Below are 17,384 nucleotides of genomic sequence, written 5' to 3'. Positions count from 1 at the left end.
TTTAATCTCCATTTCTCCGGGAATGTTTCATAAGGTGAACGATACGACTTAGGAGGGATTTAATAATGGGTAGACTCGAGCAAAAAGTAGCTGTCATTACCGGCTCGGCAACAGGGATTGGACAAGCGACTGCACTTGTCTTCGCAGAACAGGGAGCAACGGTCGTCTGTGCCGATGTCTCACTTGAAAAAGCACAACAAACAGTAGAACAGATTACACAACAAGGTGGGAAAGCGGAAGCCGTCCATGTCGATGTCTCAGACGTCGAGAGTGTCGAGCAACTTGCGAAGCACGTCAAAGAGACATACGGTACGATCGACGTCCTCTTCAACAATGCCGGAATCGATGAACAAGGCGGGAAAGTCCACGAGTATCCAATCGATCTCTTCGACCGGATCATCGCGGTCGACTTGCGCGGTACATTCCTCGTCAGTAAATTCTTGATTCCACTCATGCTTGATAACGGTGGTTCAATCATCAATACGTCATCGATGTCTGGTCGCGCAGCTGACTTGAACCGATCCGGTTATAACGCAGCGAAAGGTGGGATTGCGAACTTCACGCGCGCGATGGCAATCGATTATGCGCGTCATGGCATTCGTGTCAATTCGTTATCACCAGGAACAATCGAAACACCACTCATCGATACACTTGTCGGTGAAAAAGAAAAAGAGCAAGGCAAACAGTTCCGCGATGCGAACGCTTGGATTACACCACTCGGACGACTCGGTAAACCACGCGAGATGGCAACAGTCGCCCTCTTCCTCGCTTCTGACGACAGCTCATATGTTACAGGTGAGGATATCACAGCAGACGGCGGCATCATGGCTTATACATGGCCGGGAGAGATGTTAATCGATTCGAAGTGGAAAGACGAAGCAGAAAAAAGTGAATGAGTAAGGTACGGTGTAACCTTCTGGTTGCACCGTTTTCTTTTATCTCAAGACGTTCAGCTCCGTAAATTATTTTCCGAATTCGTTTACCTCCCTGAAGTATTTTTATCAGGGTACAGGATAGGTAAAGGAGGAAATACTTATGCAAACAGCAATTACTTACTTACAACGGTGTCTTCAAATTCCAAGCGTTAATCCGACGGACGGAGAAGAAGCCGTCGCACGTTATGTGTACGATGTACTGATTGATCATCAGATCTCGACAGAATGGATTGAAGTCTCATCGAAACGGATTTGTCTTGTTGCGACCGTTCCTGCGAGCGAAGAGGTTTCACGCCCTTCCGTACTCGGGCTATCTGGTCATCTCGATACGGTTCCTGTGCAAGGGGACGGCTGGACGAAAGATCCATACGGTGGTGAAATCGAAGACGGACGCATTTATGGTCGTGGGGCTTCGGATATGAAGTCAGGTGTCATGGCGATGGTGCAAGCGCTCATTCAATACAAGGAACGTCAAAACCGCCCGAACACCGTCAAACTTCTGATTACATCCGATGAAGAAAATGGCATGACAGGAGCTCGGCATTTGACGGAACAAGGGCATGCGGATGATTTAGATGCTCTACTGATCACAGAACCGACGAGTGGGATGATCGGTTATGCACAAAAAGGGGTCGTTGGGATTGAAGTGACATGCCGCGGAAAAAGTGCGCACAGTTCTGCTCCGCAACTCGGACGTAATGCGATTGATGACGTATACCGTGTCATCCAGGAAGTGAAGTCAGAACGTTTCTCGATCACGACGAATCATCACCCAGCACTCGGTCCGGTCGTCGCGTCAATCACATCCATAAAAGGAGGCGAAGGACCGAACGTCGTTCCGAGTCAAGCCTCGTTCTATATGGATATTCGGACGATTCCTGGATTCGGTCGAGCGGATGTTCTTGCTGCCTTTACGGATATGGAGCGTCGACTTGTTGCCGAAGATCCTGACTTTGACATGAGCGTAACCGTCATCAAGGATATTCCTTCCTGTGAAACCGATGAACAAGCGCCTTTCTTGCAACAGGTCGCGGATACGATGGAGCAGGTCAGCGGCGTGACACCGCGAAAAATCGCCATCCCAGGCGGAACGGATGGTGCGATGTTCAGCCAAGCAAAAAAAGCATTCCCGATTGCGATTGCTTCTTTCCATGATTTCCGTCTTGCGCATCAGGTCGATGAGTCGATTCTGTTATCCGAGTATGAACAAACGATTGCGTTTTGCTTTAACTTGATCAACACACCATTACATCAATCGCTTCCATCGCTTTAAATAAAAAAGGGACGACTTTTGGGTGGAGTACCCAGAGTCGTCCCTTCTACTTTTACTGTGTTTAGTTTAGTACACACCAAGTTGTGCCAACGCCTCACTTAAATAACTTTGATCACTGCGAAATTCTTGACTTGTTTGCCCATCAGACCAGCTGATGAAGACACGACCAAGCCGGTCATATCGTAAACGGAGACGTATCACGCCCTGCTCAAATACGACTTCTCCCTGTAACGATTCATGAACATGGGCAAAATCACGGATGAACAGATCATATTCGTCGAATGAAACTGAAATGTCGTGTTTACTATCTTCTCCCGTCATTTGAATCGTTAGTTCCTCTTGTTTAGGATATACGTGTAAGATGTCCCACGATAGACTGCTTTCTTCTCCTCGAAACACGATGCGATGCTTCATTCGATTTCCACCTCTGAGTTACAGGATATTTACTAGTCTTTCTCGAAAGTAACCGATATCTTCTTCATCCGAAAGGAGTCTGCTTATGTCTCATACGCCAAAGACAGGTCCTACTGAACAGTCCGTTGATGCTTTTCTGGCACAAGTCGAACCACCACTACGTCAAGCAGATGGTATCACGTTACGTCAGTTCTTCGAAGATGTCACGGGATACGAAGCCGTCATTTGGGGGTCTTCCTTGATTGGTTTTGGTGCCTATCATTATCGCTATGCCTCTGGTCACGAGGGCGACAGCTTTTATGTCGGCTTTTCTCCGCGCAAGACGAACCTCGTCCTTTACCTCGCGCTTGGTGAAGACGATGTATCGGAACGACTGCTTGCCACTCTCGGTACGTATCGACGCGGCAAGTCCTGCCTCTACGTAAAACGACTGACTGACATCGATTTAAACGTCCTTCGGGAAATGATTAAGTACTCGATCCGCACGTTAAAAGACATGTACCCGTCTTGATTTCAATCAAAAACAGCCGAAGCGGATTCGCTTCGGCTGTTTTTTTGAAATTAATGTCCGCCTTCTGTCCGATCGATATGGCGAATGTGTTTGAGATTGACCCCGATGATGATGACGGATAAGAGGACAAAGCCACTTCCGACATAAAATGGTAAGTTTGCGTTGAAGATTTCAGCCAATTTCCCGGCCATGAATGGCGCAATGGCTGCCCCGAGAAAACGTAGGAAACTGTATGCCGCAGATGCTGTCGAACGTTCGACAGGTGCTGCGTCCATGACAGCGGTCGTGATGAGCGTGTTGTTATTCCCAAGCACGGCTCCCGCTAAGATGACACAGACGATGACGACGGCAGGTGTTTCCGTGAAGATTCCCATTAATAGAAGCAAGATTGCGAATGTGATCAACATCATGACCATCGCTTTGATCGTCCCGAACCATTGTTTCAGTTTCGGAGCCGTTAAGACCGATGTGATCGCAAGCAACATTCCCCAGCCGAGGAAAACGAATCCAAGTCCTTGTGCTGGTAGTTTCATGACGAATGGTGCATAGGCCATGATTGTAAAGAATCCCACGTTATAAAGCGCCGCAACGATTCCGAGTGTCAGCAATGAACGATGCTTCATCGCTTGGAACGGTGCTTTTAATGATAACTTCTGTTTCGGTGCAGCAGATGCTGCTGGTTTTGGCATCAAGAAGAACAAAACGAGGAACGCAATGACCATGATTGTTGCAACACCCATGAATGGCGCGCGCCATGTGATCGAACCGAGCGTTCCGCCTAACAATGGCCCAATCGAAATCCCAAGACCAACGGCTGCTTCATACAAAATGATCGCTTTGGCTGTTCCGCCTGACGATAAGGAAACGATCGCAGCGAGTGCAGTTGCGACGAATAAGGCATTCCCAAGCCCCCAACCACCGCGTAACGCGACGAGCGTCCAGATGCTGTCAGCTTGTGAAGCAAAACCAGCAACGGTTGCGATGACGGCGATTCCGAGCATTAACGTTCCTTTTTGACCAATCCGTGATGAAATCGCGCCTGTAATCAACATCGCGAATGCCATGACGGCGTTATAACTTGTAAATAAGAGCGTTACTTCACTTTTTGATGCTTCTAAATTCTCGGCAATCGTCGGTAAGACGGGATTGACGAGCCCCATTCCCATGAATGCTGTGATACTGGCGAAAAAGACTGCCCAGACAGCAACCGGTTGATGGAATAATCCATGTTTGCTTTCTGCTAATACCGTTTCCGGCTCAAGCGTCGTTGTTTTTTCAGCAAGTGCCATAGTGTCCCTTCTTTCTATTGAATGTGTTACATGAACTGTTTAAACGAATGGCGGATGACGTCGCCTCGACTAATGATCCCAACAAGACGTCCTGCTTTCAGAATCGGAAGCTTTTTAATCCGTTTTGCGCCGAGCGTTGCTGCAATCTCTTCCATTTCTGTGTCAGCGTCCGCAGTTACGACTTTCCGGCGTGCCAGTTCCATGACAGGTCGATTCAAAATATGACGAATCCGATCTTCATAATCTTCTTCGTCTCCTTTGATGACATCTACATATAAGAATGTATCGACGATGATGTCCTTGTGTTTTCCGATCGCGCGCATGATATCTCCGTCACTGATATACCCGACTACCTCTTGCTCAGCATTAATGACAGGTACGCCGCTAATACCAGATTGAATGAATCGTTCGATGACCGTCCGAATCAGATCTGTATCGTTTACTGTGATGACCTCTTGTTTCATCGACTCATAAGCTTTCATCTGAATTCTCCTTTGTCGTTCATTTCTCATATGAAAAAGTTGTATGATACAATTAAAAGAACAAAAATGATTGTATAATACAACTACAACTCTGTCAAGCCTCCTGCTTTTCGCATTGACAGCTTATCCACATTGGGTAATCATGAGGGACAGAGAGACTTTTTTGAAAGGGGAGATACCCGATGTCTCAACAAGCACTCGAAACCATTGAATTGGAGTTAGCGATTCTGATCCGGCGCTTGACGACAGCGACGGCAGACAATCGTAATTTGGATCGTGCTTCCTACCTCTTACTGCGACAACTAGCGGATTCCGGCAACGTCGGTGTCAAAACACTTGCCCGTGAACTCCAGCTTGATGTCTCGACCGTCAGTCGCCAAGCTGCAGCGCTCGATCAAAAGCAACTCGTGGAAAAAGTAAAAGATCCGACAGATGGTCGTGCCTTCTTCTATCATATTACGGATAAAGGACAAGAAGAGCTCACGATTTACCGGACAGCACGTCTCGCGAGCATCGAACGTCTCCTGACGGATTGGCCATCGGACGATGCTGAAGATTTTGGACGTCTGTTGCAACAATTCAACCGTGCCTTGCGCGAGCGTTAACGAAATTACACCATTTATAGGAACGGAGGCGAAATCAATCGATTTCGCCTCCGTTTTTTCGTCATTATTCATGATGTATGAGTAACCTGACAAACTGAACGAATTTGTGCGATGTGTTCGGGTGACGTTCGGCAACAACCACCGATCAATCGTGCCCCTGCCTCATACCATGTCTTCGCGACGGTTTGGAACGATGTACACTGATTCGTACCTGACCACGTTTTTGCGACCGGATCATAGACCTCACCGGAGTTTGGATAGACGATGATTGGCACATCCGTCAACGCCTTGAGGTGACGGATAAAGTCGGTCGCGTAAGATGCCGGAAAACAATTTGCACCGATTGCTGCGAGCTGTGGATGTTGCCCAATTGTCTCGATGCACGTCGCAAGTGCCGTTCCTTCACTAATGTGCGTCGCATCTTGAAGCGAAAACGTCAGCCAAGCGGACACTTCCGGATACGTTTCGAGAATCCGGAACAACACGACAGCTTCCTCGAGCGACGGAATCGTCTCGAATGCTAGCAGATCAGCCCCCGCTTCAATCAACGCTTCGATCCGTGGCCTGTGGAAGGCTTCTAGCACATCCACTGACACCCCATAATGACCGCGATACTCAGAACCATCTGCTAAGTAGGCACCATAAGGACCCACTGATCCCGCGATCAATGCGTCACTCTTCCCGATACGCGTGCGTGCGCTTTGCGCCAAGGTGACCGTTTGTCGAATCAGCGCCTGTGCTTCCTCTGTCGTGATATGACGTTGCTTGAAGCCTTCGATACTTGCTTGATAGCTTGAAGTGATGGCGACATCAGCACCTACTTCAAAGTAATCACGATGGACACGCTCGATCTGTTCCGGTGCTTCGATCAAGAGACGTGCTGACCAAAGCGGGTCGTTCAGATCGAATCCCTTCTGTTCAAGTTCGGTTGCAAGGGCACCATCTAAAATGAGAAAGGGAACTTCCTGTAATCGTTGATCAACTGGATTTTTGATTCGGTACATCTTCAACACTCCGTTTCTGAAAAGAATTCGTGAACGCATGAACGACATAACAGATCACGATGAATGGAATACCACAGTACAAGGCAATTCGTTGTGTCGGATCAAATCCGATACCAATCAGAGAAATCAAACAAACGACGAAAGCGGCGATCGGTACGAATGGAAAGAGTGGTGTGCGATAGACCAATTCGTCGACCGTATGCCCTTCACGAAGAAATTGCTTCCGGAAGCGATACTGGGCCACACTGATACACATCCAAACGACGACGACAGCAAGACCGGAAATCGAGACGAGCGCGATATAGACACTCCCTGCTGCATAGATGCTAGACAGCAAGGCAAGTCCTCCGCCAAGCATGCTGAATAATACGGCTCGAAGTGGAACCCCACTTGGCGTCACCTGGGCGAAGAAGCGTGGAATCATGCGTTCGTTCGCAAGCGACCAGAGCATCCGAGAGGCGGCGTAAAGTCCAGAATTCGCTGCCGACAAGATCGCTGTCAAAATGACGAAGTTCATCACGTCTGCTGCGTAGGGAATTCCGATTCGTTCGAACACGGCGACGAACGGACTTTCGAGTACACCTTTCCCATCCGTTGGCAATAAGACGGCTAATACGATGATCGTACCGACGAAGAAGAGGACGAGTCGCAAAATCGTCGTTCGGATCGCAAGCGGAATCGTCCGTTTCGGATCGACTGCTTCACCCGCCGCGACACCGATTAGTTCCGTTCCCGAGTAAGCAAAGTTCACGGCAAGCATCGTCATGAAGATGACGAAAGCGCCATTTGGAAACAACCCGCCTTCGGTTAACGAAGAAAAGAATGGAGCCGGGCTACCATCTTGCAGTGGAATAAAGCCGACGATCGCTCCCGCACCGAGTAAAATGAAAGCAATGATTGTCACGACCTTAATGGCGGAAAACCAAAACTCGACTTCAGCGAACACGCGAACCTTCAAGACGTTGATACCAAGGATCATCGCAGCGAACAATGCGCTGAACACCCATACAGGAATCGACGGGAACCAACGTTGCATTAAAATGCCTGCTGCCGTGAATTCTGAACCAAGGGCGACCGTCCATGTCAGCCAGTAGAGCCAGGCCACTGTATAACCGGTGCCGGGTCCGATGTACTTCGTTGCGTACTTATGGAATGATCCGGTTTCCGGCATGTGCACGGCGAGTTCACCGAGACTTAACATGACTAAGTAAACGACGACGGCCCCAATCAAATACGATAAAATCGTTCCGACACGTCCTGCTTGTTCCAACGTATAACCTGTACTTAAAAATAATCCGGTTCCAATGACACCACCTAACGACAGCATGATCAGATGACGTGATTCCATCTTGCGTCGAAATGCTCCGCTCGTTTTCATGAATCCATTTCCTCCTCATTCCACCTATTTCAAACAAAAAACGCATCCTCACGGATGCGTCGGTCGACAATTCGGAAATCTTATCGATCGGGTGCAGCACCCGCAGGAATTAGCACAGTATCTTTCGACCTGTTGCTGAGGTTTCATAGGGCCAGTCCCTCCACCTCTCTGGATAAGTATGTAATTGTTCCTAACCATATCAGAATGCAGATAATTCAGTCAACAGGCATTTCCCGATTTTTTTGATAGATCCATAAATTAGATTCAATCAGTTGAAGATGACGTGAAGAGCGTGTTTCGAGCAAAGTACTAAAGAAATGTTTCACTTCGACGGGCTGACCCTTTTCCATGTCCCGTAACATCGATGATTTCATCGTGTCTTCCATTGCATGCATCTGCTTCAGCAAGACCGCTTCTACATCGTCATTAAAGACTGCGCCTTGTTCTTCCATCGCTCGCTTCGCTTCCTTCATGACGTCTTGAATCATCTGATGACCAATTGGGTCCTTGCGAATTGGACCGATGGCAGAGCGAAATAGTGTCGTCACGCCCGCAAATGTCGAAATGAAGAGGTACTTTTGCCACATGTCATCCATGATATGCATCGAGTACGCCATCGGTGCCTTCGCTTTCGCAAAACGTGTTGCAATCTCCTCTAAACGCGCTGTTGGTTTACCGGTTCGTGAACCAAACAATAGCCGATGCGACGGGCTTGTCTGTACAATACGCCCTTCTGCATCAAGCGTCGATTCAATGAAGCAAAGTCCGCCCAGTACTCGATCTTCTCCGAAGACTTCTGTTAACCGTCGTATATGCTGCATGCCGTTCAACAAAGGAATGATGTACGTCTCGCTCGAAACAAATGGCGCAAGATCCTGTAGGACATCATCCAAGTGATAGGCTTTCGTCGAAAGTAAGACGACATCAAATGTGTGATTCAGTCGCATGTCTCGTGTCACTAACTGAGGCGTGATCATAACATCACCATGAGGACTAGTGATCTGTAACCCTGTCTTTTGTAATTGTTCATAGCGCTTCGGACGAACAAGGAATGTCACCTGTTCCCCTTGCTCAGCAAGACGTCCCCCGAAATAACCTCCAACTGCTCCGGCACCTACGACTAAAACATGCATATGCATTACCTCCTTTTTAACTAATCGATTCGTTACTTACTCCTTCACCCTAACATATCGGAAACCATTTTCCTGATTCCTGCTTGAATCACTAAAATGTAAGTTAAGCGTTTGCATTTTAGAAAAAAACGTTTATACTAACTTGTATACAAGTATACTCACTTTAGAAATCAGGTGATTCCATGTCAGAACTGTTATACCCCTTGAAGTGGTTAGCAAAAGCTTCCGCTGGAGATCGTGTCGCACACGAGCTACGGATGCGCATCATTTCAGGAAAGATTGAAAGCGGTACCATTTTATCCGAAAACAAATTAGCCTCTGATTTTTCAGTCAGTCGCTCGCCCGTCCGTGATGCGTTAAAGGTCCTTGCATCCGAACAATTGATTCGTCTCGAACGAATGGGAGCGGTCGTCGTCGGTTTGTCTGAGCGCGACATTCAGGAAATCTATGATGTCCGGCTACTCATTGAAACGTTCGTCTTCGAACGACTCGTCAAAATCGAACGGGCAGAACTCGTCCGTGAACTCAGTAAAATTCTCGAAATGATGAAAGTTGCCATCAAATACAAGGATGCCGATGAATTCTCCTTCCAGGACGTACTGTTTCACGAAACGATCATCCGCTCGATTGATCATGGATATGTCAGCATGATTTGGCAAAATCTCAAACCGGTCATGGAAAGTTTCATCCTCCTATCGATGCGGGTACGATTCGAGGAAGACATCGAAGACTTCGAACGCATCCTCGCGAACCACGCCTTGTACATCGAAGCGATCGAGACAGGGGATCGTGAACGGATGGTTGCTTCCTTACATCAGAACTTTGATGACGTCCAGGAAGTCGAAGATCTCTGGAAAACGCAACAAATGATGTCGAAAGGAGTCGATTCACATGACTGAATACATGTTAGGCGTCGATATCGGAACGACGAGTACGAAAGCAGTCTTATTTACGACAAAAGGAGAGGTCGTCGGACAAACGAACGTCGGTTACCCGCTCCATACACCGAACCGCTCGACGGCGGAGCAGGATCCGGAAGAAATTTTCGATGCGGTTCTCGAATCAATCCGTTTGATCACGAAACGTCATCCGAGCATGCCACCGAAGTTCGTCGCGTTCAGTAGTGCTATGCACAGCTTGATCGCGATGGACGCACAACATCAACCATTGACTGCCTGCATCACATGGGCAGACAGTCGGAGTGAAGCATGGTCGAACAAGATCAAGGAACAATATGGTCTATCAATCTATCACCGGACCGGAACACCGATCCATCCGATGTCACCGCTCAGCAAAATCAGTTGGCTCGTCGAAGATCGTCCGGAGCTCCATGCTCAAACGGAAAAATATGTCGGGATCAAGGAATTCATGTTCCAAAGACTGTTCGGCAGATATGTCATCGACCACTCTCTCGCTTCAGCAACCGGTCTCTTCAACATTCATGAATTAGGCTGGGATACGAGCGCGTTACATGTCGCGGGAATCGATGCAAGCTATTTATCAGAACCCGTACCGACGACGACGTCATGCACTGGACTGAATGTCGATTACGCACGACAAATGGGACTATCCGTTGATACGCCGTTCTTAGTCGGTGCTAGTGACGGTGTCCTCTCCAATCTAGGCGTCAACGCGATTCGCAAAGGGGAAATTGCGATCACGATCGGAACGAGCGGTGCTATCCGAACGATCATTGATCGTCCGCAGACCGATGAAAAAGGACGAACGTTCTGTTACGCGCTGACCGAGGACCACTGGGTCATCGGTGGGCCCGTCAATAATGGCGGAATGGTCTTACGGTGGATCCGAGACGAACTCGCGTCAGCCGAAGTCGAGACAGCAAAACGCCTTGGCATCGATCCGTACGCTGTTTTGACGAAGATTGCCGAACGCGTCCGTCCTGGATCCGACGGGCTATTGTTCCATCCTTACTTGTCCGGTGAACGAGCGCCACTCTGGAATCCGGATGTCAGCGGTTCGTTCTTCGGTTTAACGCTTTCGCACAAAAAAGAGCATATGATCCGGGCGGCACTAGAAGGCGTCATCTACAATCTGTATACCGTCTTCCTCGCACTCGTCGAGTGCATGGACGGTCCCGTGACACGGATTCAGGCAACGGGTGGGTTTGCTCGGTCTGAAGTCTGGCGCCAAATGATGGCGGACATCTTTGAATCGGAAGTCGTCATTCCAGAAAGCTTTGAAAGTTCATGTCTCGGTGCTTGTATTCTCGGACTGTATGCGACGGGGGAAGTCGATTCGTTCGAAGTCGTCTCCGAGATGATTGGGGAAACGCATCGTCATGTACCAAATGAAGAAGCGATGCATGAATATCGTCAGCTCTTACCAATTTTCATTAGCTTGGCTCGAACATTGTCTGAGGATCATAAACGAATCGCTACGTATCAACGGAGCTTGATTCAAGAAGAAAACTAACTTAATCTTTTGGGGGAAGTCATCATGCCTTTAGTCATCGTAGGAATTGGGATCGTCGCGTTGCTCGTTCTCATCATGGGGTTGAAATTAAATACGTTTGTCTCACTCATCATCGTTTCCTTTGGCGTTGCACTACTACTCGGCATGCCGCTCGATCAGATCGTCAAGACGATCGAAGCTGGTATCGGCGGAACGCTTGGTCACCTCGCATTGATCTTTGGTCTTGGTGCCATGCTTGGAAAGCTGATCGCTGACGCCGGGGGGGCGCAGCGAATCGCCATGACGCTTGTCGCTCGATTCGGGGAAAAGAACATCCAATGGGCAGTCGTCGTCGCTTCATTCATCATCGGGATCGCTCTCTTCTTCGAAGTCGGACTCGTCCTGTTGATTCCAATCGTCTTTGCGATTTCACGTCAGCTCCGCGTCTCGATCCTGTATCTCGGGATCCCGATGGTCGCAGCCCTGTCTGTCACGCACGGCTTCTTACCACCTCACCCGGGTCCGACCGTCATCGCTGGAGAATATAAAGCCAATATCGGGGAAGTCTTATTGTATGGTTTCATCGTTGCTGTTCCGACCGTCATCATCGCCGGTCCTATCTTTACGAAAATCGCCAAACGACTCGTTCCTGAATCGTTTACACGGACAGGAAATATCGCGTCACTCGGGGAACAAAAAGAATTTGATTTAGACGAGACACCAGGCTTCGGCATCAGTGTCTTCACGGCGATGCTACCGGTTCTTTTGATGTCGGTCGCAACGATCTTCACGCTCTTACAAGAAACACTCGGCTGGGGTGAAAACAGCGTCATCTCGGCAATCGAGTTCATCGGAAACGCCTCGACAGCGATGTTGATTTCATTACTCGTCGCGGTCTACACGATGGGGATCGCGCGTCAGATTCCGATGCAAACGGTCATGGAATCTTGTACGACGGCAATTGCTCAAATCGGAATGATGCTATTGATCATCGGCGGTGGCGGTGCCTTCAAACAAGTCTTGATTGACGGTGGTGTTGGGACGTTCGTCGCACAATTATTTGAAGGATCAGCGTTATCTCCGATTCTACTCGCTTGGTTGATCGCTGCGATTCTCCGGATCTCACTCGGTTCCGCGACAGTCGCTGCTTTATCAACGGCAGGTCTCGTCATTCCGTTACTGGAGCAATCCGACGTCAACTTAGCGCTCGTCGTTCTCGCGACTGGTGCAGGTAGTCTGATCGCTTCACACGTCAATGATGCAGGCTTCTGGATGTTTAAAGAGTATTTCGGATTATCATTAAAAGAAACGTTTGCGACATGGACTGTGCTTGAGACGATCATTTCCGTTTGTGGACTTGGGTTCGTTCTTCTCCTCAGCCTCGTCGTCTAAGAAAAGGAGTCGTTCTACTTATGCAACATTCTATCGGAGTCATCGGGCTTGGCGTCATGGGACGCAACCTGGCACTGAATATGGCGAGTCATCAAGAAGAAGTCGCCATCTATAACTACACACGTGATTTAACGGACGATCTCGTCGCACATGATGAGGGACTACCTCTTCATCCGTACTATGACATTGAAGCATTCGTTCAATCACTCGCTCACCCACGTAAAATCTTCATGATGGTCACGGCTGGTAGCGCGATTGATTCGGTCATCGAATCGTTGCTTCCGCATCTCGAAACAGGCGATATCATCATGGATGGTGGGAACTCTCACTTCCTCGATACAGAGCGTCGTTTCGACGAGTTACAACGCCACGGGATCGAATACATCGGCGTCGGTGTATCGGGTGGTGAAGTCGGTGCGCGGACCGGTCCTGCGATCATGCCGGGTGGATCGAAAGAAGCTTACGAACATGTCGCACCAATCTTGACGAAGATCGCCGCTCACGTCGAAGGAGATCCATGTTGTGTTTATATTGGTCCGAAAGGCGCTGGTCACTTCGTCAAAATGGTCCATAACGGCATCGAGTATGCGGACATGCAACTGATTGCTGAAGCGTATAGCTTCCTCCGTTTCCGTCTTGGACTCGACGTCACGGAAGTCGCGGACATCTTCGCTGAATGGAACGAAGGTGAACTGAAAAGTTACTTGATTGAGATCACAGCGGATATCCTCCGAAAAACGGATGACGAGACAGGGCAACCGTTGATTGATGTCATTCTCGATCAAGCCGGTCAAAAAGGAACTGGAAAATGGACGAGCCTGCAAGCCATTGATAATGGGATCGCCTCTTCGATCATTACAGAAGCCCTGTTCGCGCGTTACCTTTCAGCTATCAAAGAAGAACGCGTCGCAGCGTCTGCTGTCCTAAAGGGACCAGAAGACTTGTCAACGCTTGAGCGAGACGCGTGGGTCGAACGGATTCGTCAAGCGCTTTATATGGGGAAAGTTGCCGCATACGCGCAAGGCTTCACCCAGTACCGAACGTCGTCTGAGTTGTATGACTGGAACTTACGCCTCGAGGAGATCGCCTTGATCTTCCGTGGTGGATGTATCATCCGGGCCGACTTCTTGAACGTCATCAGTGAAGCATTCAAAAATGATGCGAACCTCTCGAACTTGATGCTCGCCCCGTTCTTCGCTGAGAAAGTACAGGCGTATCAAGAATCGTTACGTCACGTCGTTTCCGAGGGTGCATTATCTGGTTTTGCACTCCCATCTCTATCGACGTCACTGACGTATTACGATAGCTACCGGACAGCGAATTCGAATGCCAACATGTTGCAAGCACAACGCGATTATTTCGGTGCTCACACGTATGCTCGGACAGACCGCGAAGGGATCTTCCACACGGACTGGCAATAAAGAATACAGCTCCCGACTCCTGTTTCATTTAGGAGTCGGGATTTCTTTTTTTGTTCACACAATCTTTCCTGAAATAAGAAATTGCCGATTATACCTTGACAAAAGTGTTGGTCTATATGAAATTAGTATTAGATTAGAATTATTCTAGTGTGATAAATACAGATTCCTTGTATGCACTAGAACAGATTCTAAAAATAGAACCCTTGAGGAGGATTTTTATCATGTCTTTAATCGGAAGTGAAGTAAAACCATTCAGTGCATCAGCATTCCACAACGGAGAATTCGTTGACCTAACGGATGCCAACCTTCGCGGTAAATGGAGTGTCGTATGTTTCTACCCTGCAGACTTTACATTCGTTTGCCCGACAGAACTCGAAGATCTCCAAAACCAATACGAAACACTCAAAGCGCTTGACGTTGAAGTTTACTCTGTCTCAACAGATACGCATTTCACACATAAAGCATGGCACGAAACGTCAGAAACAATCGGTAAAATCGAGTACATCATGATCGGCGACCCATCACACGTCATCTCACGTAACTTCGAAGTCTTGAACGAACAAGATGGTCTTGCTGACCGCGGTACGTTCATCATCGACCCAGACGGCGTCATCCAAACAGTTGAGATCAACGCAGGCGGTATCGGTCGTGATGCGAGCACGCTCGTCAACAAAATCAAAGCAGCACAATATGTACGTAACAACCCAGGCGAAGTCTGCCCAGCGAAATGGGAAGAAGGCTCTGCAACACTCACACCAAGCCTTGACCTCGTCGGAAAAATTTAAGGAGCGGATTCGCGATGGCTTTAGCACCAGATATTAAAGCACAACTCGCGCAATACCTCGAGCTTCTCGAAGGCGATCTCGTCCTAGCGGTTAGCGCTGGGACGGACGCCGTCTCGCTTGAGATGAGCGCACTCGTCGAAGAGATCGCAAGCATGACACCACGCATCTCCGTCGAGCAGGCAAGCCTTCCCCGGACACCAAGTTTCACAGTCAACCGTGTCGGTGAGACAAGCGGCATTACGTTCGCGGGAATCCCACTCGGTCATGAGTTCACGTCCCTCGTTCTCGCTCTGCTACAAGTCAGCGGTCGAGCACCGAAGGTCGATGCGGACGTCATCAAGCAGATTCAAGGCATTCAAGAAACGTACCACTTCGAGTCGTACATCAGCTTGAGCTGCCACAACTGCCCGGATGTCGTACAAGCATTGAACGTCATGAGCGTCCTCAACCCGAACATCAGTCACACGATGATTGATGGCGCAGCATTTAAGGAAGAAGTCGAACAAAAAGAGATCATGGCTGTTCCGACGGTCTTCGTCAACGGCGAAGCGTTTGGTAACGGACGGATGTCACTCGAAGAAATCTTGGCGAAGCTTGGCACAGGTGCCGATGCTTCTGATTTCGCTGATAAAGATCCATACGATGTCCTCGTCGTCGGTGGTGGTCCAGCTGGATCGAGTGCTGCCATCTATGCAGCCCGTAAAGGTATCCGGACAGGAATCGTCGCAGAACGCTTCGGTGGACAAGTCATGGATACGATGAGCATCGAAAACTTCATCAGCATGAAGTACACGGAAGGACCAAAACTCGTCGCAAGTCTTGAGGAGCACGTCAAGGAATATGGCATCGATGTCATGAACCTGCAACGAGCAACTCGTCTTGAGAAGAAGGACCTCCTCGAGCTCGAGCTTGAGAATGGTGCTGTCTTGAAAACGAAGAGTTTGATTCTTTCAACAGGTGCACGCTGGCGTAACGTTGGTGTCCCAGGCGAACTCGAATTCAAGAACAAAGGCGTCGCCTACTGCCCACACTGTGATGGTCCATTGTTCGAAGGAAAACGTGTCGCAGTCATCGGTGGCGGAAACTCAGGGATCGAAGCAGCAATCGATCTCGCAGGAATCGTCAAGCATGTCACAGTCCTTGAATTCGCACCGGAACTAAAAGCGGACGCTGTTCTTCAAGAACGCCTCGCTTCACTTCCGAACGTCACGGTCGTCGTCAACGCACAGACGAAGGAAATCACAGGAACGGACAAAGTGAACGGTATCACGTACATCGAGCGCGAAACGAACATCGAACGTCACGTCGAGCTCGAGGGTGTCTTCGTCCAGATCGGTCTCGTACCGAACACAGACTGGCTCGGTGAAACGGTGAACCGTAACAAGTTCGGTGAAGTCCAAGTCGATCGCCACGGCGCAACGAACGTACCAGGCGTTTTTGCTGCAGGAGACTGCACAGATAGCGCGTATAAACAGATCATCATCTCGATGGGATCTGGTGCAACAGCTGCACTCGGTGCTTTCGATCACTTGATCCGGAATTAATGAAAAAGAGCGGAACTCAAACGAGTTTCGCTCTTTTTCTGCCTCAATAGTAGATTTCACCGTACCATGAACAATGATATTCTTTCGTGATGTGATGTCTTGTTAAGATGCCTTGCTTCGCGTATGTACCACTGACCGTTACGACCATCGTTTGCAAAGCATCGATTGGAGTACCGGAGAATCCGGTTTGCGTCCACTTTCCACCATCGATCGCAAGAGACGTCATCGAAAAGACATCGGATAATCGTTGGCGTTTACTCTGTTCCAAGAGTTCCGTCTCGAAATTTCCGATGATCCGGACATCGTTTCCACGTTCCGTACGTTCAATCGTTCGTTCACTATCCCACTCTAAGCTCGTTTGGACACGTAGCGGCTTCAACCGTTCGAGTGCCCGTTCTTGAAAACGTTCCGGCGAAACCCAGTCCTCGTCTACGAATTGATTTGCTGCAAGCAACGTGACGTCCGCATTTTCATGTGTCCGATTTATGTTTTCCACGATTTTTTCATATGCTGCGTAATAACGTTGGTGTTGTGTCGTCTGGTCCTTTGCCTCCGATGTGACTGATGACAATGAAGCGAATAAAAAAACAGCTGTCGCAATCTGATATTTCACTGACTTCCCCTCCCTTTCGCTGTTCATTGTACGAAAAAAACGAGGAATAGATTCGAAAACGACAACCGTTTTATGGATTTTTTCATTCAAGAGTGTATCAATAGATCGTACTCTTATGGAATTAAGAACAGATCAAGATTTGTATTCAAAACTGACCCCTATAAATAATTCAAAGTTGACACTTTTGACTAGT

Annotated in this window: 17 protein-coding genes and 1 riboswitch; of the genes, 10 read left to right on the top strand and 7 right to left on the bottom strand. The window is 48.7% G+C overall.

Going from position 1 to position 17,384, the window contains the following annotated elements; genetic code table 11:
• The first annotated feature begins 65 nt into the window (after positions 1-65).
• Entirely contained in the window at positions 66-896 is an 831-nt protein-coding gene (locus tag KNQ14_RS11600; protein ID WP_214861117.1) for an SDR family oxidoreductase, read from the top strand.
• 139 nt (positions 897-1,035) lie between these two features.
• Positions 1,036-2,208 carry a M20 family metallopeptidase gene (locus KNQ14_RS11595; RefSeq protein ID WP_214748885.1) on the top strand — a complete coding sequence of 391 codons (1,173 nt, stop codon included), beginning with the start codon at positions 1,036-1,038 and terminating at the stop codon, positions 2,206-2,208.
• A gap of 66 nt (positions 2,209-2,274) precedes the next feature.
• Here KNQ14_RS11595 and KNQ14_RS11590 read toward each other — a convergent pair whose 3' ends face one another.
• A complete protein-coding gene (locus KNQ14_RS11590; RefSeq protein ID WP_214748888.1) occupies positions 2,275-2,622 on the bottom strand; it encodes a WapI family immunity protein in 348 nt (115 codons plus the stop codon).
• Positions 2,623-2,707: 85 nt separating this feature from the next.
• On the opposite strand from KNQ14_RS11590, the gene KNQ14_RS11585 reads away from it, so the two are divergent.
• Positions 2,708-3,133 (top strand): DUF1801 domain-containing protein, encoded by a 426-nt coding sequence (locus KNQ14_RS11585; RefSeq protein ID WP_214861115.1) that lies wholly within the window; start codon positions 2,708-2,710, stop codon positions 3,131-3,133.
• 50 nt (positions 3,134-3,183) lie between these two features.
• Here KNQ14_RS11585 and KNQ14_RS11580 read toward each other — a convergent pair whose 3' ends face one another.
• Both KNQ14_RS11580 and KNQ14_RS11575 read right to left on the bottom strand, forming a co-directional pair.
• Positions 3,184-4,422, bottom strand: coding sequence for an MFS transporter (locus KNQ14_RS11580; RefSeq protein ID WP_214748893.1), 1,239 nt, complete (start codon positions 4,420-4,422; stop codon positions 3,184-3,186).
• Positions 4,423-4,448: 26 nt separating this feature from the next.
• Positions 4,449-4,904: a CBS domain-containing protein gene (locus KNQ14_RS11575; RefSeq protein ID WP_035395501.1), complete on the bottom strand. Its 456-nt coding sequence runs from the start codon at positions 4,902-4,904 to the stop codon at positions 4,449-4,451.
• Between the two features lie 182 nt (positions 4,905-5,086).
• On the opposite strand from KNQ14_RS11575, the gene KNQ14_RS11570 reads away from it, so the two are divergent.
• Positions 5,087-5,509, top strand: coding sequence for a MarR family winged helix-turn-helix transcriptional regulator (locus KNQ14_RS11570; protein WP_035395500.1), 423 nt, complete (start codon positions 5,087-5,089; stop codon positions 5,507-5,509).
• A gap of 68 nt (positions 5,510-5,577) precedes the next feature.
• Here KNQ14_RS11570 and mmuM read toward each other — a convergent pair whose 3' ends face one another.
• From mmuM to KNQ14_RS11555, 3 genes are all read right to left on the bottom strand, one after another.
• The gene (gene mmuM, locus KNQ14_RS11565; RefSeq protein ID WP_214748897.1) at positions 5,578-6,513 is read right to left on the bottom strand and encodes a homocysteine S-methyltransferase; all 936 of its coding nucleotides are present in this window, start codon (positions 6,511-6,513) and stop codon (positions 5,578-5,580) included.
• Positions 6,488-7,891 (bottom strand): amino acid permease, encoded by a 1,404-nt coding sequence (locus tag KNQ14_RS11560; RefSeq protein ID WP_214861113.1) that lies wholly within the window; start codon positions 7,889-7,891, stop codon positions 6,488-6,490. Before KNQ14_RS11560 ends, mmuM begins: the two co-directional genes overlap by 26 nt.
• 77 nt (positions 7,892-7,968) lie before the next feature.
• Positions 7,969-8,070, bottom strand: a riboswitch (SAM riboswitch).
• Between the two features lie 36 nt (positions 8,071-8,106).
• Positions 8,107-9,024, bottom strand: coding sequence for a ketopantoate reductase family protein (locus tag KNQ14_RS11555; RefSeq protein ID WP_214748903.1), 918 nt, complete (start codon positions 9,022-9,024; stop codon positions 8,107-8,109).
• A 182-nt stretch (positions 9,025-9,206) separates the two neighbouring features.
• Here KNQ14_RS11555 and KNQ14_RS11550 point away from each other — a divergent pair, with 182 nt between their 5' ends.
• The 6 genes from KNQ14_RS11550 (at position 9,207) to ahpF (ending at position 16,578) form a co-directional block, all read left to right on the top strand.
• Positions 9,207-9,923, top strand: a complete 717-nt coding sequence (locus KNQ14_RS11550; protein ID WP_023469811.1) for a GntR family transcriptional regulator — start codon at positions 9,207-9,209, stop codon at positions 9,921-9,923.
• On the top strand, positions 9,916-11,457 hold the full coding sequence (gene gntK / locus KNQ14_RS11545) for a gluconokinase (protein ID WP_214861111.1): 1,542 nt from the start codon (positions 9,916-9,918) through the stop codon (positions 11,455-11,457). The genes KNQ14_RS11550 and gntK overlap by 8 nt, the downstream gene beginning before the upstream one ends.
• Before the next feature lie 24 nt (positions 11,458-11,481).
• On the top strand, positions 11,482-12,828 hold the full coding sequence (locus tag KNQ14_RS11540; protein ID WP_214861109.1) for a GntP family permease: 1,347 nt from the start codon (positions 11,482-11,484) through the stop codon (positions 12,826-12,828).
• A gap of 20 nt (positions 12,829-12,848) precedes the next feature.
• The gene (gnd, locus tag KNQ14_RS11535) at positions 12,849-14,249 is read left to right on the top strand and encodes a decarboxylating NADP(+)-dependent phosphogluconate dehydrogenase (protein ID WP_214861106.1); all 1,401 of its coding nucleotides are present in this window, start codon (positions 12,849-12,851) and stop codon (positions 14,247-14,249) included.
• 221 nt (positions 14,250-14,470) lie between these two features.
• Positions 14,471-15,034 (top strand): alkyl hydroperoxide reductase subunit C, encoded by a 564-nt coding sequence (ahpC, locus tag KNQ14_RS11530; RefSeq protein WP_214861103.1) that lies wholly within the window; start codon positions 14,471-14,473, stop codon positions 15,032-15,034.
• 14 nt (positions 15,035-15,048) lie between these two features.
• Positions 15,049-16,578, top strand: a complete 1,530-nt coding sequence (gene ahpF / locus KNQ14_RS11525; protein ID WP_214861101.1) for an alkyl hydroperoxide reductase subunit F — start codon at positions 15,049-15,051, stop codon at positions 16,576-16,578.
• Between the two features lie 43 nt (positions 16,579-16,621).
• Here the strand turns inward: ahpF and KNQ14_RS11520 are convergent, their stop codons facing one another.
• Entirely contained in the window at positions 16,622-17,191 is a 570-nt protein-coding gene (locus KNQ14_RS11520; protein ID WP_214861099.1) for a hypothetical protein, read from the bottom strand.
• Positions 17,192-17,384: the final 193 nt, after the last annotated feature.

The organism is Exiguobacterium sp. s161, assembly GCF_018619045.1.
Taxonomy (GTDB): domain Bacteria; phylum Bacillota; class Bacilli; order Exiguobacteriales; family Exiguobacteriaceae; genus Exiguobacterium_A; species Exiguobacterium_A indicum.
The sequence above is the reverse complement of the archived record's forward strand: the minus strand, read 5'-3'. Positions and strand labels throughout refer to the sequence as shown.

Excerpts from the sequence above, each read along its gene's own strand:
- ahpC (WP_214861103.1), top strand. The coding sequence starts at position 14,471 with ATGTCTTTAATCGGAAGTGAAGTAAAACCATTCAGTGCATCAGCATTC.
- ahpF (WP_214861101.1), top strand. The coding sequence starts at position 15,049 with ATGGCTTTAGCACCAGATATTAAAGCACAACTCGCGCAATACCTCGAG.
- gntK (WP_214861111.1), top strand. The coding sequence starts at position 9,916 with ATGACTGAATACATGTTAGGCGTCGATATCGGAACGACGAGTACGAAA.
- KNQ14_RS11585 (WP_214861115.1), top strand. The coding sequence starts at position 2,708 with ATGTCTCATACGCCAAAGACAGGTCCTACTGAACAGTCCGTTGATGCT.
- KNQ14_RS11600 (WP_214861117.1), top strand. The coding sequence starts at position 66 with ATGGGTAGACTCGAGCAAAAAGTAGCTGTCATTACCGGCTCGGCAACA.
- KNQ14_RS11575 (WP_035395501.1), bottom strand. The coding sequence starts at position 4,904 with ATGAAAGCTTATGAGTCGATGAAACAAGAGGTCATCACAGTAAACGAT.
- KNQ14_RS11595 (WP_214748885.1), top strand. The coding sequence starts at position 1,036 with ATGCAAACAGCAATTACTTACTTACAACGGTGTCTTCAAATTCCAAGC.
- KNQ14_RS11540 (WP_214861109.1), top strand. The coding sequence starts at position 11,482 with ATGCCTTTAGTCATCGTAGGAATTGGGATCGTCGCGTTGCTCGTTCTC.
- gnd (WP_214861106.1), top strand. The coding sequence starts at position 12,849 with ATGCAACATTCTATCGGAGTCATCGGGCTTGGCGTCATGGGACGCAAC.
- mmuM (WP_214748897.1), bottom strand. The coding sequence starts at position 6,513 with ATGTACCGAATCAAAAATCCAGTTGATCAACGATTACAGGAAGTTCCC.
- KNQ14_RS11580 (WP_214748893.1), bottom strand. The coding sequence starts at position 4,422 with ATGGCACTTGCTGAAAAAACAACGACGCTTGAGCCGGAAACGGTATTA.
- KNQ14_RS11560 (WP_214861113.1), bottom strand. The coding sequence starts at position 7,891 with ATGAAAACGAGCGGAGCATTTCGACGCAAGATGGAATCACGTCATCTG.
- KNQ14_RS11570 (WP_035395500.1), top strand. The coding sequence starts at position 5,087 with ATGTCTCAACAAGCACTCGAAACCATTGAATTGGAGTTAGCGATTCTG.
- KNQ14_RS11550 (WP_023469811.1), top strand. The coding sequence starts at position 9,207 with ATGTCAGAACTGTTATACCCCTTGAAGTGGTTAGCAAAAGCTTCCGCT.
- KNQ14_RS11555 (WP_214748903.1), bottom strand. The coding sequence starts at position 9,024 with ATGCATGTTTTAGTCGTAGGTGCCGGAGCAGTTGGAGGTTATTTCGGG.
- KNQ14_RS11590 (WP_214748888.1), bottom strand. The coding sequence starts at position 2,622 with ATGAAGCATCGCATCGTGTTTCGAGGAGAAGAAAGCAGTCTATCGTGG.